This window comes from Leifsonia sp. Soil_N53, from assembly GCF_057655165.1.
In genome coordinates this window covers 13,984-40,483 of record NZ_JBDGMM010000029.1, presented here as the reverse complement: position 1 = coordinate 40,483, position 26,500 = coordinate 13,984, and the positions used below count along the sequence as shown (strand labels likewise).

The window sequence follows — 26,500 nt, the reverse complement described above, 5'->3', positions numbered from 1 at the left end:
GTGGCCGAGCGCGTCCTCCCAGCGTCCCGCGCGCGCCGCGATGCGCGCCCGCGCGACGGCGGAGGCCGCGCGCCAGGCGTATGTCCACGCCGCCTTCGCGAACGCGTCGTCGGCCTCCCGGTCGCGGCCGGTCTCGGCCAGGACGACGCCGAGGAGGTACGACGCCTCGCCGTCGGCGGGGTTCGGGTTCCTCCGGGTCTGGCGACGCAGGGCCGAGCGGAGGTGCGCCTCGGCCTCGGCGAGCCGTCCGGCGGTGAGCCGGGCCGACGCGACGGCGATGTTCGAGCGCGAGTCGTCGGGGTCGCGCCGCAGCGCCTCCTGCCAGTACGGCTCCGGCGAGCGCGTCGCATGCCGGTACTGGGCGAGGTGCACGCCGGTGAGGTAGAGCTCGTCGACGGAGTCGATCTCGGCGGGCGCGGGCGGCTCGGTGGCCGTCTCGAAGCCGTCCGCCGCCGCGTCCCGGTACCGGGTCGTGGCGCGCAGCCGCTCGACGCCGGCCAGCTCGGCGAGCAGGTCGAGGTCGCCGGCGCCGACCGGCACGGTCGCGATAGCGGGCCGGCCGGGAGCGACCGAGACGCGATCCGCCCAGACCTCCGCGCCCTCCGCGTCGACCAGGCGCAGGTCGACCGCGTCGAACACCCGCGTCGCGGCGAGCCCGATGCGCGCCACCCGTCCCGCCGCGGCGTCCTCCAGCACCAGGCTCAGCGCCAGGTCCGTCGACGCCTGGCTGAGCGGGCCGATGCCGTGATAAGGGAACCAGAACTGGCTGAAGGTCTTCGTCTCGCCCGGAGCGAGGTAGGAGAAGTCGGGCTGGTTGTCGGTGTAGACGCCGGCCATCAGCTCGACGTAAGCGCTGCCGTCGTCGCTGAGGTTCGCGTCCCACGCCCAGCCGAACGGCGAGTTGCCCCACGTCCACTGCTTCTTGCCCGGGGCGATGTGGTGGTCGGCGACGTGGGCGAAGCCGAGCGCCGTGGAGTGATCATAGCCGCCGAAGAAGTCGTCCTCGCTCGCCACGCACATGTAGGAGGTGGGCACCGGGATGTTGCGGTACCAGTCGATGCGGTCGGCGTCGTCCGCGACGTAGGCCGGATCGTCCGGGTCGGCGCGTGCCGCGTAGTCGATGCCGTAGTACGGCCGGTCGGCCGCGGGGAACGCGGTCGCGGCGCGCTTGGCGTGATCGGCGACGATGTGCACGTCCGACGGGAAGAAGGACTGGTACTCGTCGTGCACGCGCACCGCCACGTTCGCCCACCAGAGGAACGTCTGGGTGGTGTCCGTTCGGTTGAACAGCCGCACCCGGGCCTCCAGCACCGCGCTCCCGGGGCGGACCCGGATGCCGTGCATGCCCTTCATGCGCGAGAACGGGTCGTGGTCGGAGCACCACACCGTCGCCGAGCCGTCGGCCTCCCGTTCGATCGTCCAGTCCATCGGCAGGAACGTCGCCGGGCGGTGGTGCTGCGGCCAGTTGAACTCGATGCCGCCGGAGATCCACGGTCCGGCGAGCCCGACCAGGGCGGGCTTGATGACGTCGTTGCGGTAGAAGAAGTCCTGGCCTGTCGTCTTGTCCACCGCGATGTGGACGCGGCCGCCGAGCTCGGGCAGGATGACCAGCCGCAGGTACTCGTTCTCCAGGTGCAGCGCCTGCCAGGTGCGCGTCGTCGCGTCGTGGCTCACCGATTCGATGAACGGCAGCGGGTACACCCGGCCGGACGAGCCCTGGTACACGCGGGACTCCAGGAAGGCCGGCAGGCGACCCGGCTCGCCGGGCTCGTAGGTGCGGAGGGCGACGGGCTCGCTCCAGGCGGCGACGGCTTCGTCGCGCTGACTCTCCGGGACGGGCGGGAGGGGGAACGAGGCGGGAAGATCGGACATGATCAGGACCCTATGCGGCCCCGACCTGCCGGAGAATATGCGTTCCCACGCATCATCTGGACATTTCTATTGCGCGCGGCGGAAGACCAGGTTCCACAGCCCGGCGAACAGCAGCACGCCGGCGACGCCGTTGAGCACACCGCCGACCACATCGGTCCCGTAGTGGACGCCGACGTACAGCCGGGACCACATGACGATGGCCACGAACACCGCGCCGACCACGATGACGAGCGTGCGGGCGAGCGTCCCCCGGCAGACCATGGCCAGCGCCGTGACGAGCGCGGCCGCGAACACCACGTGCCCGCTCGGGTAGCTGAGCGTCGCCGGGTTCACGTGCAGCAGGTGGGTCAGCCCGGCGGTCGTCGGGCGTGGCTGGGCGACGACGGTCTTGACGACGAGCGTGGTGAGCCAGCCGAGGCCGGTGACGACGACGGCGCCGAGCGCGAGCCGCCAGCCCTTCACGAACAGCAGGATCACGAAGACGACCACGAGGATCCCGGCGACGACCGTCGGCCGGTCCAGCTGGTCGAGCAGGAGGGCCGCCCGGTCGAGCAGCGGGGAGTTCACCCGGTTGACCGCGGCGTCGAGCCCGTCGAAGCGGATCGCCGTGATCCACTTGGCGGCGAAGCCGAGCGCGAACGTCAGCGCGAACAGGATCACTGTCCAGACGATCCAGTGGCGGGGGATGCGGAGCTGGGCGGACTTCACGAGACGGTCTCCTTCCGGGGGACGTCTCAGTCAAGCATCGTGCGGCTCAGCAACCTCTAAGAGGCCACGGTCGAACCTTGCGCCTTTCTCAGGCGGCCTCGGCTCAGGCGGGGTCGGCTCAGGCGGCGTTGGCGGGGCGCGCGTTGACCGCCTCCGCGTGCGAGTCGATGAACGAGTGCACGCTCTCCTGGATGTGGTACTGCGTGTGCGACAGCCGCTCCTCGTGCGAGAGCAGCAGGGCGCGGGCGGCCGACCGGCGGGAGCGGAGGCCGGCCAGCGACACCGCGGCGCAGATCAGCACGGTCACCGCGACCGCGACCGCCACCGCGTCCGCCAGCAGCAGCCAGCCGGCCGGCAGGTGCGCGGCGGCCGCGAAGCCCGTGCCCACGGCGACCGCCGCCAGCAGCGAGCCCGAGACCAGGACCGTGCGGCGGGCGAGCGCCCAGGGGGTCGAGGCCAGGAGCGCGGTCGCCGCCGTGAGCTCGCGCTCCTGCTGGCGGCGGCGCTCCTTGGCCCAGTGCAGGTCGAGCTCGTGCCGGCGGGCGAGCCGCTGGGCGTCGTCGTGGGCGCGGTCGTAGGAGGTGTGGTGGTTCACAGACGTGTCCTTCGGGTAGACGTGACTGTTTCAGGTGGGTGCGACGGCCGCCGCGAGCTGCGGCCGCGATGCGGTGAGCGCGTGCGCGCTCGACGGTCAGTGGGTCGGCGTCAGTGCGTCGGGGTCGTGACGACCGTCGGGGAGCCCGCGGTCGAAGGGAACGACGACACCGAGCCGAGCGTCGGAGCTGAGCCGAGCGTCGGAGCCGGGCCGAACGCGGGCGCGGAGACCACGGGAGCCGACACGGGAGCGGGCGGCGGCGTCAGCGCGACGACCGGTGCGAGAGCGGGCGTGGACGGCGTGGAGGGCGAGGCCGGCGCCGCGGGTGCGGTGGCGACGTCGACGGTGTCCGCGGCGCGACGCCCGCTCGGCGCCGGGAGGGACTCCGGGGCGCGCAGGCCGATGTCGGCGAGGGTGCCGTCCGTCCAGCCTGCGAGCTTGGCGACCTGCCAGGCGGAGAGGTAGTCGGCGATGGCGGTGTCCAGGTCGTTGAGTCGCTTCGCGAGGTCGCGCACCGTGTCGAGACGGGCGGTGATCTCGGACTCGAGGAGCACGTGTGCGCGCTCGGCGGCCTTCTCGGGATCGACGGGGTTTCCGTATGAGGGGTTCACAATGACGTCCTTCCGCTTGGTTCGGGTCGGGGCAAAAGGCGGTGGAACTGCAACGCTTCGGTGCGTCAGGCCGAGCATAGCCAGAATGAACGTTCTGTGGGTCATTTGGAGGACAGAAAAAAGTCCCCCAAATCGGGCGACACGACGACGGCGTGTCGAAGGGCTACGGCCGCAGCAGCACCTTGCCCGCACGGCCCTGGCGGGTGGCGACGTCGACGGCCTCGTGCACCTGGTCGAACGCGAACACGGCCTCCACCGGCAGCGTGATCGCTCCGGTCGAGGCGGCGCGGATCAGTTCGCCGAAGAGTTCGGCCCGCTTGCCGGGCTCCATCGCGGCGCTCACCTTGCTGCCCCAGAAGCCCTTGACCACGGCCTGCTTGAAGATGAGGTCGCCGGACGACAGCCGCATGTCCTCGCCGCCGGTGGAGCCGAACGACACCAGGGTGCCGCCCTCGGCGACGAGCTCGAGCAGGTCGCCGCTCGACTCGCCGCCGATCGAGTCGACCGCGACGGCGATCGGCGCGCCGTCCGAGAGCGCGTGCACCCGGCCGCGCCAGTCGCCGGCGCCGGTCGCGACCAGGTTCGGGATGCCCTGGGCCGCGAGAGCGTCGGCGTCGCGCTGGCGCCGCACCAGCCCGATGACCTTCTCGCCCCTGGCGAGGGCGAACTGGGCGAGCAGCCGGCCGACCGCGCCGTTCGCGGCGTTCTGCAGGATGACCTCCCCCGGCTTCACGTCGAGGTAGTCGAGCAGGCTGAGCGCGCTGAACGGCATGGCGACGAGCTGGGAGGCGACCTCGTCGCCGATCCCGTCCGGCACGGGGACGAGGGCTCCGGCGGACGCTACGAAGGCCTCCGCCCGCACCCCGAAGGTGCCGCCCGTGACAACGCGCTGTCCGAGGGCGAGCGCCGTGACGCCCTCGCCGAGCGCGTCCACGACGCCGACGGCCTCGGTTCCGGCGCCGGCCGGCAGCGTCGGCTTGAAGCCGTACGTGCCCCGGATCGTCCACAGGTCGTGGTTGTGGATGGGCGAGAGCACGGTGCGCACGCGCACCTGTCCCGGCCCCGGTTCGGGAAGGGGACGCTCCCCGATCTTGAGGACCCGACCCGGGTCGCCGAACTCGTCCTGGACGATCGCGCGCATGGGTTCCATGCTAGGTCGCCGCGGGCACCCCTGCGAAGGCCTTCTCGAGCAGTCCGTCGTACTCGCGCTTGGCGTCGTCGTGCAGGCGGGCGCCGTCGGCGGTGATGCCGACGAACAGGGCGCGGCGGTCGTAGTCGCAGGTGCTGCGCTCCACCAGGCCGGCCTTCACCAGGCGGTCGACGATGCGCGAGAGCGCGCTCTGGGTCATCGGGGTCAGATCGACGAGGTTGCGCATGGTGCACGACTCGTTCGCGTAGCCGGCGACCAGGTCGAGCACTTCGTACTCGCTCAGGCCCAGCTGGTGGCTCTGCTGCAGGGAGCGCTCGAGCTCCGCTGCGGTGCTCAGGTAGAGGACCTGCAGCTCCCGCCAGCGGGCCGACACGTCGACCGGTTCGTTCACGGCTGCAATGATACGCTCGCTTTCTTGCGATCTACATGAATGTGCATAGTTTGCTGACACAATCTATTCCGTGTCATAGACTTCGACGGTGCTGAACTCCGACACCGCCTCCCGTCCCGCCGTCCGGCCCACCGCTCCGCCCGCCGGGTCCGCCCCGGCCGGCCGCTGGAGCCGGGCCCGCTGGCTGCTGCTCTTCGCCACCTGCATCGTGATCGCCCTGGACGGACTCGACGTCTCGATGGTGGGCGTCGCCCTCCCGTCGATCGGCAAGGAGCTCGGCCTCCAGACCGGCGCGCTGCAGTGGATCGTGTCCGGCTACGTCCTCGGCTACGGCAGCCTGCTGCTGCTCGGCGGCCGGCTGGCCGACCTCCTCGGCCGCCGCACGGTGCTCCTCGTGGCGCTGAGCGTCTTCACCATCGCCTCCCTCGCCGGCGGCCTCTCGATGGACGCCGGCCTCCTCATCGCGAGCCGGTTCGTCAAGGGCGTGGCGGCCGCCTTCACCGCGCCCGCGGCGTTCTCGCTGATCACGACGAACTTCGAGGAGGGCCCGCAGCGCAACAAGGCGATCTCGATCTTCACCACGTTCGCGGCGAGCGGCTTCTCGCTCGGCCTGATCATGAGCGGGCTGATGACCTCGCTGAGCTGGCGCTGGACCTTCCTCTTCTCAGTGCCCCTGGCGGTCCTGGCCCTCGTGCTCGGCTTCCTCTTCGTGCCGAAGGACGCCCGCGAGCGCGGCGCGGGGCACGACATCCCCGGCGCCGTGCTGCTGGCGGCCGGGATGCTGCTGCTCGTCTACACCGTGGTCTCCGCTCCGGGCGTCGGCTGGGGCGCTCTGCCGACCATCCTCGGCTTCGTCGTCGCCGCCGTGCTGCTCACCGCTTTCGTGATCCTGGAGCTGCGGGTGCGGCATCCGCTCATCCGGTTCGGGATCTTCCGGGTCGCCTCGGTGCTGCGGGCCAACCTCACCGCGATCACGCTGTTCGGCTCGTACGTGTCCTTCCAGTTCGTCCTCACGCTCTACCTGCAGGATGTCCTCGGCTGGTCGCCGCTCGGGATGGCGCTCGCGCTGCTGCCCACCGGCCTGGTCGTCGTGGCGAGCGCGCCGTTCACCGACCGGCTGATCGACCGCTTCGGCGCGACCATCCTGATCGTTATCGGGCTCGGCTCGCTCTCCGCGGGCTACCTGCTGTTCCTCCGGCTCGGCACGGCTCCGGTCTACTGGCTGGACGTCCTCCCGCCCGTGGTGCTGCTCGGCATCGGCTTCGGCATCGGCTTCCCGTCCATCCAGGTGCTGGCGACGACGGGCGTCCACGACGACGAGCAGGGCCTGGCGGCCGGGCTCGTGCAGACCAGCGCCCAGGTCGGCGGCGCGCTCGCGCTGGCGGTCACGACGGCGTTGATCGCGGGAGGCCCGGCAGCCGGGGGAGCGGGGCACGGCGCGGCCGGCCTCGCCGAGCAGCTCGCGCACTACCGGCCCGGGCTCTACCTGAGCGCCGGCCTGGCGGTCGCCGGGCTCCTCATCGCGGCGCTCCCGCGCCGGCGGCGGCGGCTCCGGCCACGCCGCTCCCCTAGGCTGACCGCATGACTCGATGGGGCATCCTGGGCACCGGCTGGATCGCGGGGGCGATGACCGCCGACCTCCAGCTGCACGGACACGCGGTGACGGCGGTCGGCTCGCGCACGGACGACTCGGCCGCGCGGTTCGCCGCCGCGCACGGCATCCCGCGGTCGCACGGCAGCTACGAGGCGCTCGTCGCGGATCCCGAGGTGGATGTCGTCTACGTCGCCACCCCGCACCCGCAGCACGCCCCGAACGCACTGCTGGCGCTGGCCGCGGGCAAGCACGTCCTGGTCGAGAAGCCCTTCACCATGGACCGCGCGGAGGCCGAGAGGATCGCGGCCGCCGTGCACGCCACCGGGCTGGTCGCCCTGGAGGCGATGTGGACACGCTGGCTGCCGCACATGCGCCGCCTGCACGAGATCATCGCGGACGGCACCATCGGCGAGGTCCGCACCGTGGTCGCGCACCACGCGCAGCGGGCGAACCCCGACCCGGCCTGGAGGCTCCTGGATCCGGCTCTCGGCGGCGGCGCGCTGCTCGACATGGGCATCTACCCGGTCTCGTTCGCCTGGGACGTGCTCGGCGAGCCGACCGCGGTCGAAGCGCTCTCCACTCCGACGGCGACGGGGGTCGACCGGCAGACGTCGATCCTGCTGGGCCACGCGGGAGGAGCGCAGTCCGTGCTGACCTGCGGGCTCGACGCCCGCGGCAGCAACGACGCCGTGGTGGTCGGCACCGAGGCGCGCATCGAGCTGGGCTCGTTCTTCTTCACGCCGACCGTGCTCCGCGTCCTCGACCACGAGGACCGCGAGCTCGAGCGCTTCGAGGCGAGCATCACCGGGCGCGGGATGCAGTACCAGGCCGAGGCGATGGAGCGGCTCATCGCGGCGGGCGGCGGCGAGGACCCCCGGATGCCGCTCACGCAGTCCGTCGCCATCATGGGCACGCTCGACGCGATCCGCGACCGCATCGGCCTGCGCTACTGACGCCAGGGCCGCGCGCTACGCCGGCGGCGCCGTGCTCGCGCGCCGGATGAGCCGCGTCGGCAGCCGGACGTGGGTCGGGTCCGGCTCCTCGCCCGACATCAGGGCGACCACGAGCTCGGCCGCGGCCGCGCCGAGGCGGCCCATCGGCTGCCGGATGGTCGTCAGCGGTGTGGAGAACCGGGAGGCCTCCGGGATGTCGTCGAAGCCGATCACCGAGAGGTCGCGCGGCACCTCGAGCCCGAGCTCGAGCGCCACCTCGATGACCACGATGGCGGACAGGTCGTTGGCGGCGAAGATCGCACTGGGCCGCTCCGGCGCGGCGAGCAGGCGCCTGGCGGCCTCCCGCGCGCTGTCCTGCTCGTAGTTGCCCACGCCCACGATCGCCGGGTCGAACGGGATGCCGGCCTCGGCCAGCGCCCGCCGGTAGCCCGCGTCGCGCGCGGCCGACGAGCGCAGATCCGGGCGGCCGGCGACGAAGCCGATCCGGCGATGCCCCAGCCCGATCAGGAAGTCCACGGCGCTGCGCGCGCCGCCGAAACTGTCCGACTCCACCGTGGGGAGGTCGGCGCGGCCGGTGTGCGGGTCGACCGCGACGATGGGGACGTCCGCGTTCACGTTTACCACGGTCGGCGTCACCATGATGACGCCGTCGATGAGCGTGCCGCTGAGCCGGCTGAGCGAGCGGCGCTCCCAGCCCTCCGGCGAGAGCTGCCGCGAGCCGCTGTACGCGAGGAGGTCGTACCGGGAGTCCGAGAGCGCGGCGCCGACGCCCTTGAGAACCTCGGCGCTGAACGGCTCGAAGTCGGCCACGAGGACGCCGATCACCCCGGTCTGGCGGTTCCGCATGCTCGAGGCGACGAGGCTCGACTCGTAGCCCAGCTCCTCCACGATCTGGAGGACGCGCTCGGCCGTGTGCGAGGCGACGCCGTAGCGGCCGTTGACCGCTTTGGAGACGGTCGCGGCGGACACTCCGGCCGCCTCGGCCACATCGTTGATGGTTGGACGTCGTCCCATGAATGAGCATGATATCAACGTCGAAAAGGATTTCGAAAAGGATTTCGAAAACGTTTGACACTCCCAGGCGGGATTGCGACACTGGCCCTGTCCGGTCAGCCTCCCGGACCCGACGTGTGTCCGAGATCCGACCCAGGCGAGAGGCTTCGCCCGGTCGGCTGCCTCGGCGCGGACATCGTCACCTGGCACCGCGAAAACGCAGATGCCGCTCAACGAAGAGAACAGGTTGGAATCACATGAAAGCCAAGAAGCTCCTCATCGGAGCAGCTGTCCTGGCAGCCGGCTCGCTCGCGCTCACCGCGTGCAGCGGCACCTCCGACAGCTCGAGCAACAGCAAAGTCAACATGACGCTCTGGCAGAACTCGACGACCGGCCCCGGCCAGCAGTACTGGAAGGACGCGATCGCGGCCTTCGAGAAGGCCAACCCGAACGTCACCATCAAGATGCAGTCGATCCAGAACGAGGACCTCGACGGCAAGCTGCAGACGGCGCTCAACTCCGGTGACGCGCCCGACATCTTCCTGCAGCGCGGCGGCGGCAAGATGGCCGCGATGGTTCAGGCCGGTCAGCTCATGGACATCACCGACAAGGTCTCGGCCGACACCAAGAAGGTCATCTCCTCCGGTTCGTTCAAGGCGGAGACCTACCAGGACAAGGTCTGGGCCATGCCGCTCGCGGTGCTCCCCGGTGGCCTGTTCTACAGCCAGGACCTCTTCAAGGCGGCTGGGATCACCGAGGCTCCCAAGACCATCGACGACCTCAGCGCCGACGTGCAGAAGCTGAAGGCCACCGGGGTCTCCCCGATCGCCCTCGGCGCCAAGGACGCCTGGCCCGCCGCGCACTGGTTCTACTGGTTCGCGCTCCGCGAGTGCTCCGGCGCCACCATGGAGAAGACCGCCGACTCGAAGAGCTTCAGCGACGGCTGCTGGCTGAAGGCCGCAGAGGACCTGCAGAACTTCGCCGCCGAGAAGCCGTTCAACGACGGCTTCCTGACCACCTCCGCCCAGCAGGGCGCCGGCTCTTCCGCCGGTCTGGTGGCCAACCACAAGGCAGCCATGGAGCTGATGGGCGCGTGGGACCCGGGCGTGATCGCCTCCCTCACCCCCGACCAGAAGCCCCTGCCGGACCTCGGCTTCTACCCGTTCCCGGAGCTCTCCAAAGCCGGCAAGGGTGAGCCCGGCTCGATCATGGGCGGCGTGGACGGCTACTCCTGCTCGGTCAAGGCCCCGAAGGAGTGCGCGGACTTCCTGAACTTCATCGCGACCACTCCGCAGCAGATCAACTACTACAAGGCCTTCAACTCGCCGCCGGTCAACACCGACGCGCAGAAGGAGGTCACCGAGCCCTACCTGAAGGACGTCCTCGCCGCCTACAACAAGGCGCCGTACGTCTCGCAGTGGCTCGACACCGTCCTCGGTCAGAACATCGGCAACGCGCTGAACGTCGCCGTGGTGGACATGCTGGCGGGCAAGACCGACGCCAAGGGCATGATCCAGGCCGCGAACGACGCCGCTAAGAAGGGCTGAGAGGCCTCACAGTGAGCAACACCCGCGAGAAAACCTCGACCGACCGCGTGTCGAAGGCGGATCTCGCGCAGCACGACGGGAGCGGCGCAGCCGCGTCGCTCCCGTCGCAGCCGCGCCGCCGCCGTGGCGCAGGCTGGGGCCTCCGCGCCGAGATCGCCCTCCTGGCCGGCCCCGCCGTCATCGTCTTCCTGGCCTTCGTGATCTTCCCGGTCGTGATGGCCGCCTACTACGGCTTCTTCCGCTGGGCGGGCTACGGCACGCCCACCGACTTCGTCGGCCTGCAGAACTACGCCGTCATCCTCACCGACCCCGCGTTCCTCGCGGCGCTCGGACACAACGCCTTCATCGTGGTGATGTCCATCGTCATCCAGGGCCCCGTCGCCATCCTGCTGGCCCTCCTCCTCAACCGGCGCATGAAGGGCCAGTCGCTCATCCGCGTGCTGATCTTCGTGCCCTACGTGATCTCGGAGGTCGTGGTCGGCACCGGCTGGAGCCTCATGCTCGCCACGAACGGCGCGCTGAACGGCTTCCTGAAGAACGTCGGCATGGACTGGCTGGTGCACGACTGGCTGTCCGACCCGAGCATCGCCATCTGGACGCTGATGGGCATCCTGACCTGGAAGTACGTCGGCTTCGCCGTCATCCTCTTCCTGGCCGGTCTGCAGGGCATCCCGGAGGAGCTGTACGAGGCCGCCGCGCTCGACGGCGCGTCGTACTGGCAGATCCAGCGCAGGATCACCCTCCCGCTGCTCGGCCCGACGCTCCGGATCTGGGCGTTCCTCTCGATCATCGGCGCGCTGCAGCTGTTCGACCTCGTCTACATCATCTGGGGTCAGTACGTCGCCTCCACCGCCGGCACCTCGACGATGGCGACCTACATGGTCGCCAACGGCCGCAACGCCGGCAACTACGGCTACGGCAACGCAGTCGCCGTGGTGATCTTCCTCATCTCCCTGATCGTCGCCCTCATCTACCAGCGCTTCGTCCTCCGCCGCGACACCGCGGGCGCCGTGACCACCGCCAAGAATGCCGAGCGCAAGAACCGCCGCCGTAACGCGGCCGCGAAAGAAAGGACGGCGTGATGACCACCCTCACCGTCTCCACCCGCGCCGCCCGGCGCGCCGAGCGGAAGAGCCTCCCCTGGGGCTCGCCGGCCGTCTACTTCATCTCGCTGATCGTGATCGCGCTGATGATCGTGCCGATCGCGTACATCATCATCGGCGGCTTCCGCACCAACTCGCAGATCACCGTCGACCCGTCGGGCTTCCCGAACCCGTGGAACCCGGCGAACTACCTGGATGTGCTCACCGGCGGCGTGTTCTGGGGCCAGGTGCTCAACTCGACGGTCACCGCCCTGGTCACCACCATCGGCGCCGTCGGGCTGGGCCTGATGGCCAGCTACGTGCTCGCCCGGTACACCTTCCGCGCCAGCGGCTTCCTCTACGCGCTGTTCGCCGCCGGGCTGATGTTCCCGATCACCGTCGCGATCACGCCGCTCTACATCGTGGTGCGCAACCTCGGCCTGATGAACTCGCTCGCGGGCGTCATCATCCCGCAGATCGCGTTCGCGCTGCCGACGACGATCATCATCCTGGTGCCGTTCCTGCGCGCGATCCCGGACGAGATCCAGGAGGCCGCCTTCATCGACGGCTGCAGCCGCATCGGGTTCTTCTTCCGGATGGTGCTCCGGCTGTCGCTCCCCGGTGTGATCACGGTCGGCATCCTGGCGTTCATCGCGAGCTGGAACAGCTACCTGCTGCCGCTGTTCATCCTCAACGATCAGGCGTCGTTCACCCTGCCGCTGGGCGTGCAGGCGTTCTCGTCGCAGTACGCCACCGACACCTCCAAGGTGCTGGCGTTCACGTCGCTGTCGATGATCCCCGCGCTGATCTTCTTCAGCCTGTTCGAGCGCCGCATCGTCGGCGGTCTCACCGGCGCGGTCAAGGGCTGAGCCGTCCGCTCGCGTCCCGACACGATCCCGTACCCGTACCCGTACGTAGGAAAGAAGCATGACTACGACTGACAACCTCCCCACCGTGTCCGAGCGCGTGCGCGACCTGCACGCCCGGATGACGCTCGACGAGAAGCTCGCGCAGATCGTCGGCTACTGGGTCGACAAGGGGGACGACAACGTCGCCCCGCTCGACGGGGAGATGACCACCGGCCGGTCCTACGCCGAGGCCACCGAGTTCGGCATCGGCCACCTCACCCGCGTCTACGGCACGCGCCCGGTCGACCCGGTCGAGCGCGCCTCGTGGCTCTGGTCGGAGCAGCGCCGGCTGCGCGAGCAGACCCGGCTCGGCATCCCCGCGCTCGTGCACGAGGAGTGCCTGACCGGGCTGGCGGCCTGGAAGGCGGCGACCTTCCCGACCCCGCTCGCCTGGGGTGCGGCCTTCGACCCCGAGCTGGTGGAGGAGATGGGAGCCGCGATCGGCGCCTCGATGCGCGAGCTCGGCATCCACCAGGGCCTCGCGCCTGTGCTCGACGTCATCCGGGACCCGCGCTGGGGCCGGGTGGACGAGTGCATCGCGGAGGACCCGTATGTGGTCGGCACGATCGGCACCGCGTACGTGCGCGGGCTGCAGTCGTCGGGGGTGCACGCGACGCTCAAGCACTTCGTCGGCTACTCGGCCTCGCAGGCCGGGCGCAACCATGCGCCCGTGCACGCCGGGACGCGCGAGGTGCGCGACACGCTGCTGCCTCCGTTCGAGATGGCGATCCGCGACGGCGGGGTGCGCTCGGTGATGAACTCCTACGCGGAGATCGACGGCGTCCCCGTCGCGGCCAACCCGGCCTACCTCACCGGCGTCCTCCGGGACGAGTGGGGCTTCGACGGCACCGTCGTCGCCGACTACTTCGCGGTCGCGTTCCTGCACACGATGCACCGCGTCGCCGCCGACCGCGGCGAGGCGGCCGCGTTGGCCCTGGCTGCCGGCATCGACGTCGAGCTGCCGACCGGGGACGCCTTCCTCGCTCCGCTGGCCGAGCGCATCCGCGCCGGGCTCGCCGACGAGGCGCTGGTCGACCGCGCCGTGCTGCGCCTGCTCGCCCAGAAGGAAGAACTCGGCCTGCTCGACGAGACGTTCGACGAGCCGCCGGCCGACGTGGACCTCGACTCGCCCGAGCACCGCGCGCTCGCGCTGCGACTCGCGGAGGAGTCACTGGTGCTGCTCACCAACGAGGGCGTCCTCCCGCTCGAGGGCGACCGCGCCGCCGCCCGGATCGCGGTCGTCGGCCCCAACTCCGACGCCGCCGAGGCGCTGATGGGCTGCTACTCGTTCGCCAACCACGTGCTCGCCCACCACCCCGAGGTGCCGCTCGGCTTCGAGCTCCCCTCGGTGCTGGAGGCGCTGCGCGAGGAGTTCCCGGCGGCCGAGCTCGTGCACGCCCGCGGCTGCGACGTGGAGGGCGACGACCGCTCCGGCATCGTCACCGCGGTCAGCGCCGCGGCGGACGCCGACGTCGCCCTGGTCGTGGTCGGCGACCGCGCCGGGCTGTTCGGCCGCGGCACCGTCGGCGAGGGCAACGACACCGAGAGCCTGGAGCTGCCCGGAGTGCAGCGCGAGCTGGTGGAGGCCGTCGTCCGCACCGGCACCCCCACCGTCGTGATCGTGCTGTCGGGCCGCCCGTACGCGATCGACTGGGCGATCAGCGGCCCGGACGCGCCCGCCGCCGTGCTGCAGGCGTTCTTCCCGGGCGAGGAGGGCGGCCGCGCCATCGCCGCCACGCTCTCCGGCCGCGTGTCGCCCAGCGGCCACCTGCCGGTGTCGCTGCCGCGCTCGGCAGGCGCCCAGCCGTACTCGTACCTGCACCCGCTGCTCGGCGGCCCGTCGGACGTGACGAGCGCCGACAGCACGCCGATCCTCCCGTTCGGTCACGGCTTGAGCTACACCACCTTCGAGCGCACCGGGCTGCAGGCCAACGCCTCCGTCGCCGCCGGCGGCGAGTTCGAGGTGAGCGTGACGGTCCGCAACAGCGGCGAGCGCGCGGGCACCGACCTGGTGCAGCTCTACGCCCGCGACGTGTTCGCGAGCGTCACGCGCCCGGTCGCGCAGCTCCTCGGCTACGCCCGGGTGGCGCTGGAGCCGGGCGAGGAGGCCGTGGTGTCCTTCCAGGTGCCGACCGCGCGTCTGGCGTTCACCGGCCTCGACGGCGTCCGCGCCGTGGAGCCCGGCGACGTCGAGCTCTGGGTGGGCCCGTCGTGCGCCGAGCGCGAGACGGAGACCCGCATCGAGCTGACCGGCCCGAAGCACGCCGTCACCCCCGCCGACGGCCGCCTCGTCCGCACCACCCTCACCACCCCGGCCCCGGCCCCCCTCCGCTAACCCGCTCCACCCCATCCCACCTCCCCGAACGGAGGAGATCCGGCCCCACCCGGCCGCGATCTCCTCCGTTCGCTGCATTCCGGCCGCCTTTCCCGGCCGATCTCCTCCGTTCCCAACGCCCGCCCCCGGGGCTAAGCTCGCGCCCGGGAGGCCCCGTCATGTCCAATCTCGTCGTCCATTTCGAAATCCACGCCGCCGATCCGCCGCGGCTGATCGACTACTACACCGGCCTGTTCGGCTGGACCTTCACCCGGTTCGGCGAGATGCCCTACTGGGCGATCGACACCGGCGAGGGAGCGATCGGGATGACCGGCCCCGGCAACGGCATCAACGGCGGCCTCACCCAGCGCCTGGGCCCCGCTCCCGCTCTGGACGCCCCGGTCTCCGGTGCTGACATCGTGGTCGGGATCGACGGCAGCATCGACGAGCTCTACCGGCGCGGTCTGGAGCTCGGCGGCACGGAGGCGCTGCCTCCCGACGACATGCCCTCGATCGGCCGGATCGCGTACCTGCGCGACCCCGAGGGGAACATCTTCGGCCTCATCTCGCCGATCCTCTCCGACGGCACCAACGTCATCGCCGCCATGCCGACCTGACCCACCCCGTCATACCCCGTCCCGAAGGGCACGTCGTTGTCACTTCTCGCGCCGAAAAGTGACAACGACGTGCCCCTCGGCGAGAGCTCCTTCCGCTGGGCCGCGGCCCGCGGGTAGGGTGCGGGTGTGGGCGGCGCGAGCCCGGGAAGGGAGCAGCGATGGCGGACCTCTCGGGGCGCAGGGCGCTCATCACCGGCGGCGCGAGCGGCATCGGCCTGGCCTGCGCGGAGGCGTTCGCCGCGGCGGGGGCGCACGTCACCATCGCCGACCTGAACGGGGACGCGGCCCGTGCCGCCGCCGCCCGGCTCGGCGGTGAGGCCTGGGAGGTCGACCTCTCGGACACCGGCGCGCTCGGCGACCTCCGGCTCGACACCGACATCCTCGTCAACAACGCCGGCCTCCAGCACGTGCGCGCGATCCCGGAGTTCGAGCCGGAGAGCTTCGCGCTCCTGCTCCGGATCATGCTCGAGGCTCCGTTCCTCCTCATCCGCGCGGCGCTGCCCGGGATGTACGAGCGCGGCTTCGGGCGCGTCATCAACATCTCCAGCGTCCACGGCCTGCGCGCGTCCGAGTTCAAGTCGGCCTACGTCGCCGCCAAGCACGGCCTGGAGGGCCTGTCCAAGGTGACCGCGCTGGAGGGCGCCGCGCACGGCGTCACCTCCAACTGCATCGAGCCCAGCTACGTGCGCACCCCGCTCGTCGAGAAGCAGATCGCCGACCAGGCGCGGCTGCACGGCATCCCGGAGGACGAGGTGGTCGAGAAGATCATGCTCACCGAACCGGCGATCAAGAGCTTGGTCGAGCCCGAGGAGGTCGCCGGGCTGGCGCTCTGGCTGGCGGGCGAGGGGTCGCGCATGGTCACCGGCGCGAGCTACACGATCGACGGCGGCTGGAGCGCGAAGTGACGTCCTTCGCGCCGGCGGCGCCGTTCCGCGTGCCGGTCGCCGGGGGCGAGCTCGCGGGCGGCCAGTGGCACGCCGACGCCGAGGGGATGCCACTGGTCGGCATCCACGGCATCACCGCCAACCACCTCGCCTGGGCCACCATCGCCGCGGCGGTCCCCGGCGTGCGGCTGATCGCCCCCGACCTCCGCGGGCGCGGGCGCAGCGGCGACCTCCCCGGGCCGTACGGCCTGGTCGACCACGCCGACGACGTCGCCCGGATGCTGGACGCCCTCGGTGTCGAGCGTGCGACCGTCGCCGGGCACTCGATGGGCGGCTTCGTCGCGGTCCGGCTGGCCGAGCGGCATCCCGACCGGGTGGCGCGGCTGGTGCTGATCGACGGCGGTCTGCCCGTGCGCGCCGCGGCCGACCTCGGTCCCGCGCGCGACCGGCTGCGGATGACCTTCGCGAGCGAGGAGGACTACCTCGCGTTCTGGCGCCCCCATCCCGCGCTCGGGCCGTGGTGGAACGACGCGGTGCAGGCGTACGCGCTCTACGACCTCGTCGGCACGGCTCCCGAGCTGCGGTCGAGCGTGTCCGAGGCGGCCATGTCGGTCAACGCGGGCGAGCTGGACGGCAGCGGCGGCTACGAGGCGGCGCTCGCCGGGCTGACCCTGCCCATCGCGTTCGTGCGCGCCCCGCGCGGGCTGCTGGACGCCGACCCGCTCTACCCGCCGGAGGAGCCTGCCGTGTGGCGGGAACGGCTGCCGTGGTTCGAGGCGTTCGAGGCCGACGACGTGAACCACTACACCATCGTGATGACGGAGGCCGGCGTCCGGCAGCTCACCCCGCACCTGCCCGGCGCCTACCCCGCTCACCCGCACTACCACTCCCGACCTGGCACTACCCCTCACCCGAAGGAGACGTAAGTGACCGGAACCCTGCTCCCGGGCATCACCGCCCGCAGCATCCCGACCTCCCGCTACACCGCGAACGTCCTGGAGCGCGCAGCCGATGCCGCCGGCGACGCGTCGACGACGATCGTGTTCGTGCACGGCAACGTGTCGTCGTCGCTGTTCTGGCAGCCGCTGATGCTGGCGCTCCCGGAGGGCGTGCGCGCGCTCGCGATCGACCTCCGCGGGTTCGGCGACAGCGAGACCCTCCCGGTCGACGCCACCCGCGGGGTGGGCGATTTCTCCGAGGATGTCGCCGCGGTGCTCGACGAGCTCGGCGCCGGAGCCGCGCACTTCGTCGGCTGGAGCATGGGCGGCGGCGTGGTGATGCAGCTCCTGCTCGACCGTCCCGACCTGGTGCGCAGCCTCACGCTGGTGTCGACCGTCTCCCCGTACGGTTTCGGCGGCACGGCGGCCGACGGCAGCCTCCTCAACGCCACGGCGTCGGGCAGCGGCGGCGGCGGCGCGAACCCGGACTTCGTGGCGCGCCTGGCCGCGGGCGACACCGGCGAGGAGTCGCCCACGTCCCCCCGCGCGGTCTACCGCGGGGCGTACGTCGCGCCGGGCTTCACGACCGAGTACGAAGACCTCTGGGTGGAGTCCATGCTCTCCACGGCGACCGGTGTGGACAACTATCCCGGCGACGCGACGGCGACCGAGGACTGGCCGGGCTTCGCGCCGGGCCCGCACGGCGTCCTCAACACGATGGCGCCGACCTACTTCGACACCTCCGACATCATCGACCTCGCCGACAAGCCGCCGATCCTGTGGATCCACGGCGCGCTGGACGCCATCGTCAACGACGCCTCGTTCTTCGACCTCAACCAGCTCGGCGCCGCGGGAATCATCCCCGGCTGGCCCGGCGCCGACGTGGCGCCGCCGCAGCCGATGCTCCAGCAGATCCGGGCCGTGCTCGAGAGCTACCAGGCGGAGGGCGGGGTGACCCGCGAGGTGGTGTTCGAGGACTGCGGCCACTCGCCCCACATCGAGAAGCCGGAGGAGTTCCTGGCGGAGCTGATGGCCTGGGTCGGCTAGACCGTCATCCCACCAGCACCCCGCGTCGCACCCCCAGCATCCCCTCCACCGCGTGCGCCAGCAGCGACCCTCGGTCGGCCGCGCCTCCCCAGCGGACGAGCGCCTGCGCGTTGAGCCCGTCGAGCATCCCGAGGAGCTGCCACGCGACCGCGCGCGGGTCTTCGACCCGGAAGTCCTCTGTCGCGACGCCGTCGGCGATCACGCCCTCGATCACGCCGCTCCACGCGTCCATCTGGTCGCGCACCGCCGCGCCCAGTGCGGGGTTGCGCCGCCCGAGCGCCCACGCCTCGACCCACACCACCGTGACGTCGTCGCGCGTGCCGTCGAGGAGGGTGCGCAGCAGCGTGGCCAGGCCCGCGGCGGGGGAGGGCGCCGACGCGAGCAGGCCGCGCAGCTCCGCGATCTCGGCGGAGACGATGCTCGTGAACGTCTCCGCGACCAGCGCGTCCATCGACTCGTGGTAGTGCGCGACAAGCGCAGGCGTCACGCCCGCGCGGGCGGCGACGGCGCGCAGCGTCACCGCGGCGAGGCCCTCGTCGAGGGCGATGGCGCGGGCGGAGGCGGCCAGTTCGGCGCGGCGCTCGGCGGGCGGTCTGCGGGCTGCTCTTGACATCGTGGGTCCAGTATAGGTAGATATTGATCAGCCGATCAATAAAGCCCGGAGGTTCCTGATGACCTGGCGCATGCCCGCCGAGACCGCCCCGCACGAGCGCACCTGGATGGCCTTCCCGCGCGCCGGCATCACCCTCGGCGACGACACCGCGTCCGCCGAGGAGGCCTACGCCGCCTGGACCGCCGTCGCCCACGCCGTCGCCGAGTTCGAGCCCGTCACGATGGTGGTCGACCCGTCCGAGCGCGAGCGGGCCGCCCGCATGCTCGGCTCGCACGTCGAGCAGGTCGAGGCGCCGCTGGACGAGTTCTGGATGCGCGACTTCGGCCCCACCTTCGTGGTCGACGACGAGCGCCCCGGTGTGCTCGGCGCCGTGGACTGGACCTTCAACGGCTGGGGCGACCCCGCCTGGTCGGAGTGGCGCAAGTCGGCCGAGATCGCCCGCTTCGTCGCCGAGCGCACCGGCGCCGAGCTGGTCAGCTCGGTCCTCGTCAACGAAGGCGGCGGCATCCACGTCGACGGCGACGGCACCGTGCTGCTCACGGAGACCGTGCAGCTCGACCCGCGCCGCAACCCGTACGCCGACCGGGCCAGAGTGGAGGCCGAGCTCGCCCGCACGATCGGCGCGACGCACGCCGTCTGGCTCCCCCGCGGCCTGACCCGCGACTACGACGACTTCGGCACGAACGGCCACGTCGACATCGTCGCGACCATCCCCTCGCCCGGCCGCCTGCTGCTGCACACGCAGCGCAACCCGGAGCACCCCGACTTCGAGGTGTCGCGTGAGCTGCGCGCCTTCCTGTCCGGCACGACCGACGCCGCCGGACGCGCCTGGGACATCGTGGACCTCCCCGCTCCCGCGACCCTCCGCGACGAGGAGGGCTTCGTCGACTGGAGCTACGTCAACCACCTCGTCGTCAACGACGGTGTCATCGCGTGCGGCTTCCGAGAGGAGGCCGCCGACGCCGAGGCGACGGCGATCCTGGAGGCCGCCTACCCCGGCCGCCGGGTGAGCATGGTGGACTCGCGCCCGATCTTCGCCCGCGGCGGGGGCATCCACTGCATCACCCAGCAGCAGCCCGCGGTGCAGCCATGACCGCTCGCAACTCCGGAACTCCCGCCCCCACCGGCCCCGCATCACCGTTCGAACGGACACCCGCCCGGCGTGCCGCCCGCACTCTCCGGATGACCCGACACACCCCCACCACCCGAGGATCCCGCCGATGACCCCCTTCGACGTCGTCGAGGCCGGCATCGCCGACCTCCGCCACGCCCTGGAGTCCGGCCAGACCACCAGTGCCGACCTGGTCGACGCCTACCTCGCCCGGATCGACGCCTACGACACCGCCGGCCCGCGCCTGAACGCCGTGATCGTCCGCAACCCCGACGCCCGCGCCGAGGCCCGCGCCGCCGACGAGCGCCGCGCCCGCGGCGAGACGCTCGGCCCGCTCGACGGCATCCCGTACACCGCCAAGGACAGTTACCTCGCCCGCGGCCTGACCGCCGCCGCCGGCTCGCCCGCGTTCGAGCACCTCGTCGCCCAGCGCGACGCCTTCACTATCGAGCGACTGCGCGCCGGCGGCGCCATCCTGCTCGGCCTCACCAACATGCCGCCGATGGCCAACGGCGGGATGCAGCGCGGCGTCTACGGCCGCGCCGAGAGCCCGTACAGCGCCGACTACCTCACGGCGGCGTTCGGCTCCGGGTCGTCCAACGGCTCCGGCACCGCGACGGCCGCGAGCTTCGCCGCCTTCGGCCTCGGGGAGGAGACCTGGTCGTCCGGCCGGGCCCCGGCCTCCAACAACGCGCTGTGCGCCTACACGCCGTCGCGCGGCGTCATCTCGGTGCGCGGCAACTGGCCGCTCGTGCCGACCATGGACGTGGTCGTCCCGCACACGCGCACGATGGCCGACCTCCTGGAGGTGCTGGACGTCATCGTGGCGGACGACGCCGAGACCCGCGGCGACTTCTGGCGCGCCCAGCCGTGGGTGCCGATCCCGCCCGCGTCCGAGCTGCGGCCCGCGTCGTATCCCGCGCTGGCCGACGGCGCGAGCCTCGCCGGCCGCCGCGTCGCCGTGCCGCGCATGTACATCAACCGCGACGAGGAGGCCGGCACCGGCGAGCACGTCGGCATCGGCGGCCCGACCGGGCAGCGCATCCGCACCCGCGACTCGGTGATCGCGCTGTGGGAGGCCGCCCGCCGCGACCTGGAGGCCGCGGGCGCCGCGGTGGTCGAGACCGACTTCCCGGTGGTCTCCAACTACGAGGGCGACCGGCCGGGCGCCCCCACCATCGCGACCCGCGGGCTCGTCTCGGCCGCGTACCTGCGGCACGAGATCGTCGACCTCTCGGCCTGGGGCTGGGATGACTTCCTGGCCGCCAACGGCGACCCCGCGCTGAACACGCTCGCCGACGTGGACGGCGCCCGGATCTTCCCGCAGCCCGAGGGCGCACTGCCCGACCGCTACACCGGCTTCGACGACGACATCGCGGAGTACCCCGCCTGGGTGCGCGCCCACCCCGGCGCCACGCTGGAGGGCATCCCCGGGCTGGCGGACGGCCTCCGCGGACTCGAGGAGACCCGCCGCATCGACCTGGAGGAGTGGATGTCCGGCCTCGGCGTGGACGCCGTGGTCTTCCCCGCGGTCGCCGACGTGGCCCCGGCCGACATGGACGTGAACCCCGCCTCCGCCGACCTCGGCTGGCGCAACGGCGTCTGGGTCGCCAACGGGAACCTGGTGCCCCGGCACCTCGGCATCCCCACCGTCACGGTCCCGATGGGGACGATGACCGACACCGGGATGCCCGTCGGCCTGACCTTCGCCGGCCGCGCCTACGACGACGCGGCGCTGCTGAGGCTGGCGGCGGCGTTCGAGGCGACCGGCCGGAGGCGCACCGAGCCGCCGCGCACGCCGCGGCTGGACTGACGCGGCGCGTCCTCAGCGGTAGGCGACGCTCAGATTGAGGCGGGTGTCGCGGAGCAGGGTCGTGTCGCCGCGCCGCAGCTGGGGGTTGAGGTAGAAGAGCTGATCCTGGGTGATCCCGAACCGGGTGGCGACGGCCTGCGAGTTGTCGTTCCCCCACACCGCGTAGCTTGCGGGCTGGCCGGCGTAGGAGGTGACCGTGCCGCGCGCGTACGGCGCCGGGCCGGAGTCCGTCAGGGTGAGACCCGGGTAGAAGTCCGGTATGCTCCACGCGATCGGCGCCGCTGCGATCACCGTCCCGTCGCTCACCAGCTCGATGCTGTTGAAGTACGACAGGTTGCCGCGGTCGCGCCGACCGCTGGAGTCGAACGGCAGCACCGCGTCTCCGGAGGTCGTCTCCAGCGTGCCCACGGGGTCGTCGACGGCGGGGACGGTGGGCTCTCCGGCCGTCGCTCCGAAGCGGTCGACACTCAGGGCCACGGTCAGGCCCGGCCCGGCGCTCGTCGCGAACCCCGTGATCGAGACCTGGAAGCGGAGGTCGGTCGCGACGCTGACGGCGACCTCGCCCGACGCCTGCCCGTCGACGGGCGCGAGCGTCCCCGTCCCCATGACGGTCCCCGCGGGCGGCAGATAGAGGAACGCGTCGGCCAGCTCCGACGCGGCCGAGGGGGAGGCCGCGGCGGAGGTCGGGTGACCCGCTGCGACCACCGTCTTGGCGCCGTGCGGCACAGCGTGCGGCGCCGGCGTCGCGGCGCATCCCGTCACCAGCAGAAGCGTCGCGAGCAGCGTCGCCGGGCAGGCGGCGAGCAGCGTCGCCCGACGGCCCCGATTCCCCATGAGGACACTCTGTCGGTCCGCGCCCGCCGACCGCAAGCATCGGGGGTCCCGCAAAAGCGACCTCGCACTTGATCAACCGCACGACCGACCCGCATACCTCCCGGGATGGACGACCGGGCGCGCCATCGTTGAAACGGTGGAGGGATGCACACCCGCCGTCGCCCGCTTCTCCACCTCGCCCTCACCCTCTCCGCACTCGCCACCCTCGCCGCCCTGTCCGGCTGCTCGGGCGCCGCGGCGCTCGCGCCGCCCGTCCAGAAGGCCGCGCCCGTCACCGACGCCGCGCAGCTCACCGACGCCGACGGCTACATCCCCGACGGCTCGTCCCTCACGCTCGACAGCGACCTCCCGGCCGTGCGGCGGCTCGACCCCGCGCTGCTGGACGCTCTCCGCGAGGCCGCCGCCGCTGCCTCCGACCGCGGCACGGCGATCACGATCGCGGACGGCTGGCGTTCCGAGCGCTACCAGGAGTACCTGTTCGCGCAGGCCGTGCGCGAGTACGGCAGCGAGGAGGAGGCCTCCCGCTGGGTCAAGCGCGGCGCCGACTCCGAGCACGTCTCGGGCAAGGCGGTCGACATCCGCACCGCCGACGCCATGGACTTCCTCAGCCGGTTCGGCTCGGAGTGGGGCCTCTGCCAGACCTATGCGAACGAGGCCTGGCACTTCGAACGGTCGACTCAGCCGGGAGGCGACTGCCCGGCGCCGCTGGCGGACGGCCGGGGATAGCTCAGCCCGCGACCCCGACCGCTGCACGCTCCGTCTCCGGCCGCCCGAGGCTGGCGAGCATCGCCGCCGCGAGGTCGGCCCGCGACACCACGAACCCGCGGGGCACGCTCGCGCCGACCCGGGTGCGGTAGCGCCCCGTCGCCTTGCCCTCGGTGAGCCGCGGAGGCCGGAACGCCGTCCACACGCTGTCGGACGCGGCGAGCGCCGCCTCCATCTCACGCAGGTCGTCGTAGACCGGCCGCAGCACCCTCTCGACGAGCGGGATCGCGATCCGCCTGCTGATGAAGCTGTCGTCGGGCGGCGGCGGCGCAACCGGCGCCGCGCTGATGACGACGATGCGCGCCGGATGGGCGGCCAGGATGGCCCGCGTGGCGGGAGCCGCGACGGGCGCGTCCTTGCTCGACCGCGGCCCGATGGCGGAGAGCACCGCGTCCGAGCCGGCCATCGCCTCCCGGAGGGCCGCCGTGTCGGCGAGGTCCGGCGCGACGCGCACGGTGACGCGGGGGTCGAGCTCGGCCGGCCGCCGGAGCACGGCCGTCACCTCGTCCCCGCGTTCGAGCGCCTGCTGGACGAGGTGTGCGCCGGTGCGCCCGCTGGCGCCGAAGATCGTGAGCTTCATATCGCCATCGTAAGTGATAATCACAGTTGCGTGCAATCACCGATTGGTACGATATCGGGATGCCGGCACCAGCAGACCAGCGCGGGTTCACACCGCTCGAGAACCGCGCGAGCTTCCTCCTCTCCCAGCTCGGCCTCCAGAGCGCCCAGCGTTTCACGGCCGCGCTCGCACCGCTCGGGATCACCCCCAACCGGTTCGGTGTGCTCGCGCAGCTCGCCCGCCAGGAGGGCCGCACCCAGCAGGAGCTGGCCACCGCGCTCGGCCTGCACCGCAACTCGATGGTCGGCCTGATCGACGACCTCGAGTCCCGCGGCCTGGTCGAGCGCCGCCGCCACCCGGACGACCGCCGCGCGTACGCGATCCATCTCACCCCCGCGGCCCGTGACGTCCTCGCGGAGGGCGGCCGGATCGCCGACAACCTGGAGGAGACCACACTCGAGCCTCTCACCGCCCAGGAGCGGGCCGACCTGGTGGCAACGCTCACCCGACTGGTGGCGGCGGCGGGCTACCGGGCGGGGGTGCACCCCGGCATGAGCGAGGGGCACTGAAGGACGGCACCGACCGACGGCACCGACCGACGGCACTGACCGACCGCACTGGGCAGGGATTCCTCACCCCACGCCCGCACTAAGCTGGAGGCCGTGTCCAAAGTCTTGAGCAGTCTTCCGGTCGGTGAGCGAGTCGGCATCGCGTTCTCGGGAGGTCTCGACACCTCCTGCGCGGTGGCATGGATGCGCGAAAAGGGCGCCATCCCCTGCACCTACACCGCGGACATCGGCCAGTACGACGAGCCGAACATCGACGAGGTGCCCGGGCGCGCCGCCGAATACGGCGCGGAGATCGCCCGACTGGTCGACGCCAAGCGCGCGCTGGTCGAGGAGGGCCTGATCGCCCTGCAGTGCGGCGCGTTCCACATCCGCTCCGGCGGCAAGACCTACTTCAACACCACGCCGCTCGGCCGCGCGGTCACCGGCGTCATGCTCGTGCGCGCGATGATGGACGACGGCGTCGAGATCTGGGGCGACGGCTCCACCTACAAGGGTAACGACATCGAGCGGTTCTACCGCTACGGCCTCATCGCCAACCCGCGGCTGCGCATCTACAAGCCGTGGCTCGACACCGCGTTCGTGGAGGAGCTCGGCGGCCGCACCGAGATGAGCGAGTGGCTCATCGCACGCGGCTTCCCCTACCGCGACCCGAGCGAGAAGGCCTACTCGACCGACGCCAACATCTGGGGCGCCACCCACGAGGCCAAGCGCCTGGAGGAGCTGAACGCCGGGCTGGACATCGTCGACCCGATCATGGGCGTCGCGGCCTGGCGGGAGGACGTCGACGTCGTCCCCGAGACCGTCACGGTCCGCTTCGAGGCGGGCCGCCCGGTGGCGCTCAACGGCGTCGAGTTCGACGACCCGGTGGCGCTCGTGCTGGAGGCCAACGCGATCGGAGGCCGCCACGGGCTCGGCGCGTCCGACCAGATCGAGAACCGCATCATCGAGGCCAAGAGCCGCGGCATCTACGAGGCCCCGGGCATGGCGCTCCTCTACATCGCCTACGAGCGCCTGCTCAACGCGATCCACAACGAGGACACGGTCGCCAACTACCACAACGAGGGCCGCCGCCTCGGCCGGCTCATGTACGAGGGCCGCTGGCTCGACCCGCAGTCGCTCATGCTGCGCGAGTCCCTGCAGCGGTGGGTCGGCTCGGCGATCACCGGCGAGGTGACCCTGCGCCTGCGCCGCGGCGACGACTACACGATCCTCGACACGACCGGGCCGTCGCTCAGCTACCACCCGGACAAGCTGTCGATGGAGCGCGTCGGCAACGCCGCCTTCGGGCCGTCCGACCGCATCGGCCAGCTCACCATGCGCAACCTCGACATCGCCGACTCGCGCTCGCGCCTCGAGCAGTACGCGGCCTCCGGCCTCATCGGCGGCCCGACCGGCGAGCTCGTCGGCGAGCTGGAGGAGGGCAGCGCCCGGTCGATCCTGGAGCTCGACGTGAGCGGATCCGACGACGCGCTGTCGCGCGAGATCGACGCGTCGTCCGAGGGCGCCGCGTTCGACGCCGGGACCGACTGAGGCCGCCATGCCGCCCGAGGTGACGCCCGAGCCCGCTGGGCCGCGCGCGCACCCGAACTACGAGCAGGGCGAGCACGAGCCGGACAAGTGGCCGCTCGGCCGCCTGCTCGGCGCGGCCTCCCGGGCCGTCGAACGCGCCTGGTACGAGGCGCTGGAGGCCCGCGGACTCACCCACGCGGGCCTCATCGTGCTGCACTTCCTGGAGCTCGGGTTCGACTCGCAAACCGACCTCGCCCGCTTCGCACAGGTGGAGGCGCAGACCATGTCCCGCACGGTCGACCGGCTGGAGCGCGAAGGGCTCGTCATCCGGCTCCCCGATCCCGCCGACCGGCGGCGGCACATCGTGTCCATCACCGAGCGCGGGCACGCCGCCTTCGAGGCCGTGCGCGGCCTCGAAGACGAGGTCTTCCCGGCGGTCGACGACCCGGACGCGCTGAGGGCCGCGCTGATCCAGATCGTCAGCGCGGCCCCCGCACGTCAGCCTCGCTGACGCCTCCCTCGC

At 72.0% G+C, this 26,500-nt stretch carries 26 protein-coding genes; 16 read left to right on the top strand and 10 right to left on the bottom strand.

The window, feature by feature from the left end; genetic code table 11:
• From AC3A3H_RS01990 to AC3A3H_RS01965, 6 genes are all read right to left on the bottom strand, one after another.
• A partial coding sequence (locus AC3A3H_RS01990) for a DUF5107 domain-containing protein (RefSeq protein WP_487612862.1) occupies positions 1-1,872 on the bottom strand: 1,872 nt, incomplete at its 3' end.
• A gap of 66 nt (positions 1,873-1,938) precedes the next feature.
• Positions 1,939-2,580, bottom strand: coding sequence for a phosphatase PAP2 family protein (locus AC3A3H_RS01985; protein ID WP_487612861.1), 642 nt, complete (start codon positions 2,578-2,580; stop codon positions 1,939-1,941).
• A 118-nt stretch (positions 2,581-2,698) separates the two neighbouring features.
• On the bottom strand, positions 2,699-3,175 hold the full coding sequence (locus AC3A3H_RS01980; RefSeq protein ID WP_487612860.1) for a hypothetical protein: 477 nt from the start codon (positions 3,173-3,175) through the stop codon (positions 2,699-2,701).
• A 110-nt stretch (positions 3,176-3,285) separates the two neighbouring features.
• The gene (locus AC3A3H_RS01975) at positions 3,286-3,786 is read right to left on the bottom strand and encodes a hypothetical protein (protein WP_487612859.1); all 501 of its coding nucleotides are present in this window, start codon (positions 3,784-3,786) and stop codon (positions 3,286-3,288) included.
• Between the two features lie 163 nt (positions 3,787-3,949).
• Positions 3,950-4,927 (bottom strand): zinc-binding dehydrogenase, encoded by a 978-nt coding sequence (locus tag AC3A3H_RS01970; RefSeq protein WP_487612858.1) that lies wholly within the window; start codon positions 4,925-4,927, stop codon positions 3,950-3,952.
• 10 nt (positions 4,928-4,937) lie between these two features.
• Complete coding sequence (locus AC3A3H_RS01965; protein WP_487612857.1) at positions 4,938-5,327, bottom strand: MarR family winged helix-turn-helix transcriptional regulator; 390 nt, start codon at positions 5,325-5,327, stop codon at positions 4,938-4,940.
• Between the two features lie 88 nt (positions 5,328-5,415).
• Here AC3A3H_RS01965 and AC3A3H_RS01960 point away from each other — a divergent pair, with 88 nt between their 5' ends.
• Together AC3A3H_RS01960 and AC3A3H_RS01955 are read left to right on the top strand one after the other, a co-directional pair.
• Entirely contained in the window at positions 5,416-6,912 is a 1,497-nt protein-coding gene (locus tag AC3A3H_RS01960; protein ID WP_487612856.1) for an MFS transporter, read from the top strand.
• Positions 6,909-7,874, top strand: coding sequence for a Gfo/Idh/MocA family protein (locus AC3A3H_RS01955; RefSeq protein WP_487612855.1), 966 nt, complete (start codon positions 6,909-6,911; stop codon positions 7,872-7,874). Before AC3A3H_RS01960 ends, AC3A3H_RS01955 begins: the two co-directional genes overlap by 4 nt.
• A 15-nt stretch (positions 7,875-7,889) precedes the next feature.
• Here AC3A3H_RS01955 and AC3A3H_RS01950 read toward each other — a convergent pair whose 3' ends face one another.
• On the bottom strand, positions 7,890-8,888 hold the full coding sequence (locus AC3A3H_RS01950) for a LacI family DNA-binding transcriptional regulator (RefSeq protein ID WP_487612854.1): 999 nt from the start codon (positions 8,886-8,888) through the stop codon (positions 7,890-7,892).
• A gap of 236 nt (positions 8,889-9,124) precedes the next feature.
• On the opposite strand from AC3A3H_RS01950, the gene AC3A3H_RS01945 reads away from it, so the two are divergent.
• From AC3A3H_RS01945 to AC3A3H_RS01910, 8 genes are all read left to right on the top strand, one after another.
• A complete protein-coding gene (locus tag AC3A3H_RS01945; RefSeq protein ID WP_487612853.1) occupies positions 9,125-10,414 on the top strand; it encodes an ABC transporter substrate-binding protein in 1,290 nt (429 codons plus the stop codon).
• A gap of 47 nt (positions 10,415-10,461) precedes the next feature.
• On the top strand, positions 10,462-11,496 hold the full coding sequence (locus tag AC3A3H_RS01940; RefSeq protein WP_487612852.1) for a carbohydrate ABC transporter permease: 1,035 nt from the start codon (positions 10,462-10,464) through the stop codon (positions 11,494-11,496).
• Entirely contained in the window at positions 11,496-12,365 is an 870-nt protein-coding gene (locus AC3A3H_RS01935) for a carbohydrate ABC transporter permease (protein ID WP_487612851.1), read from the top strand. The genes AC3A3H_RS01940 and AC3A3H_RS01935 overlap by 1 nt, the downstream gene beginning before the upstream one ends.
• 58 nt (positions 12,366-12,423) lie before the next feature.
• Positions 12,424-14,739 (top strand): beta-xylosidase/alpha-l-arabinosidase, encoded by a 2,316-nt coding sequence (locus tag AC3A3H_RS01930; RefSeq protein WP_487612850.1) that lies wholly within the window; start codon positions 12,424-12,426, stop codon positions 14,737-14,739.
• Positions 14,740-14,897: 158 nt separating this feature from the next.
• Positions 14,898-15,335: a VOC family protein gene (locus AC3A3H_RS01925; RefSeq protein WP_487612849.1), complete on the top strand. Its 438-nt coding sequence runs from the start codon at positions 14,898-14,900 to the stop codon at positions 15,333-15,335.
• A gap of 158 nt (positions 15,336-15,493) precedes the next feature.
• On the top strand, positions 15,494-16,240 hold the full coding sequence (locus tag AC3A3H_RS01920) for a 3-hydroxybutyrate dehydrogenase (RefSeq protein WP_487612848.1): 747 nt from the start codon (positions 15,494-15,496) through the stop codon (positions 16,238-16,240).
• A complete protein-coding gene (locus AC3A3H_RS01915) occupies positions 16,237-17,145 on the top strand; it encodes an alpha/beta fold hydrolase (protein ID WP_487612847.1) in 909 nt (302 codons plus the stop codon). Before AC3A3H_RS01920 ends, AC3A3H_RS01915 begins: the two co-directional genes overlap by 4 nt.
• Positions 17,146-18,204: an alpha/beta hydrolase gene (locus AC3A3H_RS01910; RefSeq protein WP_487612846.1), complete on the top strand. Its 1,059-nt coding sequence runs from the start codon at positions 17,146-17,148 to the stop codon at positions 18,202-18,204. It begins immediately after the preceding gene.
• 4 nt (positions 18,205-18,208) lie between these two features.
• Here AC3A3H_RS01910 and AC3A3H_RS01905 read toward each other — a convergent pair whose 3' ends face one another.
• Positions 18,209-18,817 carry a TetR/AcrR family transcriptional regulator gene (locus tag AC3A3H_RS01905; RefSeq protein ID WP_487612845.1) on the bottom strand — a complete coding sequence of 203 codons (609 nt, stop codon included), beginning with the start codon at positions 18,815-18,817 and terminating at the stop codon, positions 18,209-18,211.
• Positions 18,818-18,875: 58 nt separating this feature from the next.
• Between AC3A3H_RS01905 and AC3A3H_RS01900 the strand changes: the two genes are divergently transcribed.
• Both AC3A3H_RS01900 and AC3A3H_RS01895 read left to right on the top strand, forming a co-directional pair.
• Positions 18,876-19,910 carry an agmatine deiminase family protein gene (locus AC3A3H_RS01900; protein WP_487612844.1) on the top strand — a complete coding sequence of 345 codons (1,035 nt, stop codon included), beginning with the start codon at positions 18,876-18,878 and terminating at the stop codon, positions 19,908-19,910.
• Positions 19,911-20,037: 127 nt separating this feature from the next.
• Positions 20,038-21,741 (top strand): amidase, encoded by a 1,704-nt coding sequence (locus tag AC3A3H_RS01895; RefSeq protein WP_487612843.1) that lies wholly within the window; start codon positions 20,038-20,040, stop codon positions 21,739-21,741.
• A 12-nt stretch (positions 21,742-21,753) separates the two neighbouring features.
• Here AC3A3H_RS01895 and AC3A3H_RS01890 read toward each other — a convergent pair whose 3' ends face one another.
• Entirely contained in the window at positions 21,754-22,575 is an 822-nt protein-coding gene (locus tag AC3A3H_RS01890) for a hypothetical protein (protein WP_487612842.1), read from the bottom strand.
• Positions 22,576-22,719: 144 nt separating this feature from the next.
• Between AC3A3H_RS01890 and AC3A3H_RS01885 the strand changes: the two genes are divergently transcribed.
• A complete protein-coding gene (locus AC3A3H_RS01885; protein ID WP_487612841.1) occupies positions 22,720-23,301 on the top strand; it encodes a D-alanyl-D-alanine carboxypeptidase family protein in 582 nt (193 codons plus the stop codon).
• 1 nt (position 23,302) lies between these two features.
• On the opposite strand, the gene AC3A3H_RS01880 is transcribed toward AC3A3H_RS01885, so the two are convergent.
• Entirely contained in the window at positions 23,303-23,920 is a 618-nt protein-coding gene (locus AC3A3H_RS01880; RefSeq protein WP_487612840.1) for an NAD(P)-dependent oxidoreductase, read from the bottom strand.
• A 59-nt stretch (positions 23,921-23,979) separates the two neighbouring features.
• Between AC3A3H_RS01880 and AC3A3H_RS01875 the strand changes: the two genes are divergently transcribed.
• The 3 genes from AC3A3H_RS01875 to AC3A3H_RS01865 all read left to right on the top strand — a co-directional run bounded on the left by AC3A3H_RS01875 (position 23,980) and on the right by AC3A3H_RS01865 (position 26,488).
• Entirely contained in the window at positions 23,980-24,468 is a 489-nt protein-coding gene (locus AC3A3H_RS01875; protein ID WP_487612839.1) for a MarR family winged helix-turn-helix transcriptional regulator, read from the top strand.
• A 93-nt stretch (positions 24,469-24,561) separates the two neighbouring features.
• A complete protein-coding gene (gene argG / locus AC3A3H_RS01870) occupies positions 24,562-25,998 on the top strand; it encodes an argininosuccinate synthase (RefSeq protein WP_487612838.1) in 1,437 nt (478 codons plus the stop codon).
• A gap of 7 nt (positions 25,999-26,005) precedes the next feature.
• Positions 26,006-26,488, top strand: a complete 483-nt coding sequence (locus AC3A3H_RS01865; RefSeq protein ID WP_487612837.1) for a MarR family winged helix-turn-helix transcriptional regulator — start codon at positions 26,006-26,008, stop codon at positions 26,486-26,488.
• The last annotated feature ends 12 nt before the right edge of the window (positions 26,489-26,500 follow it).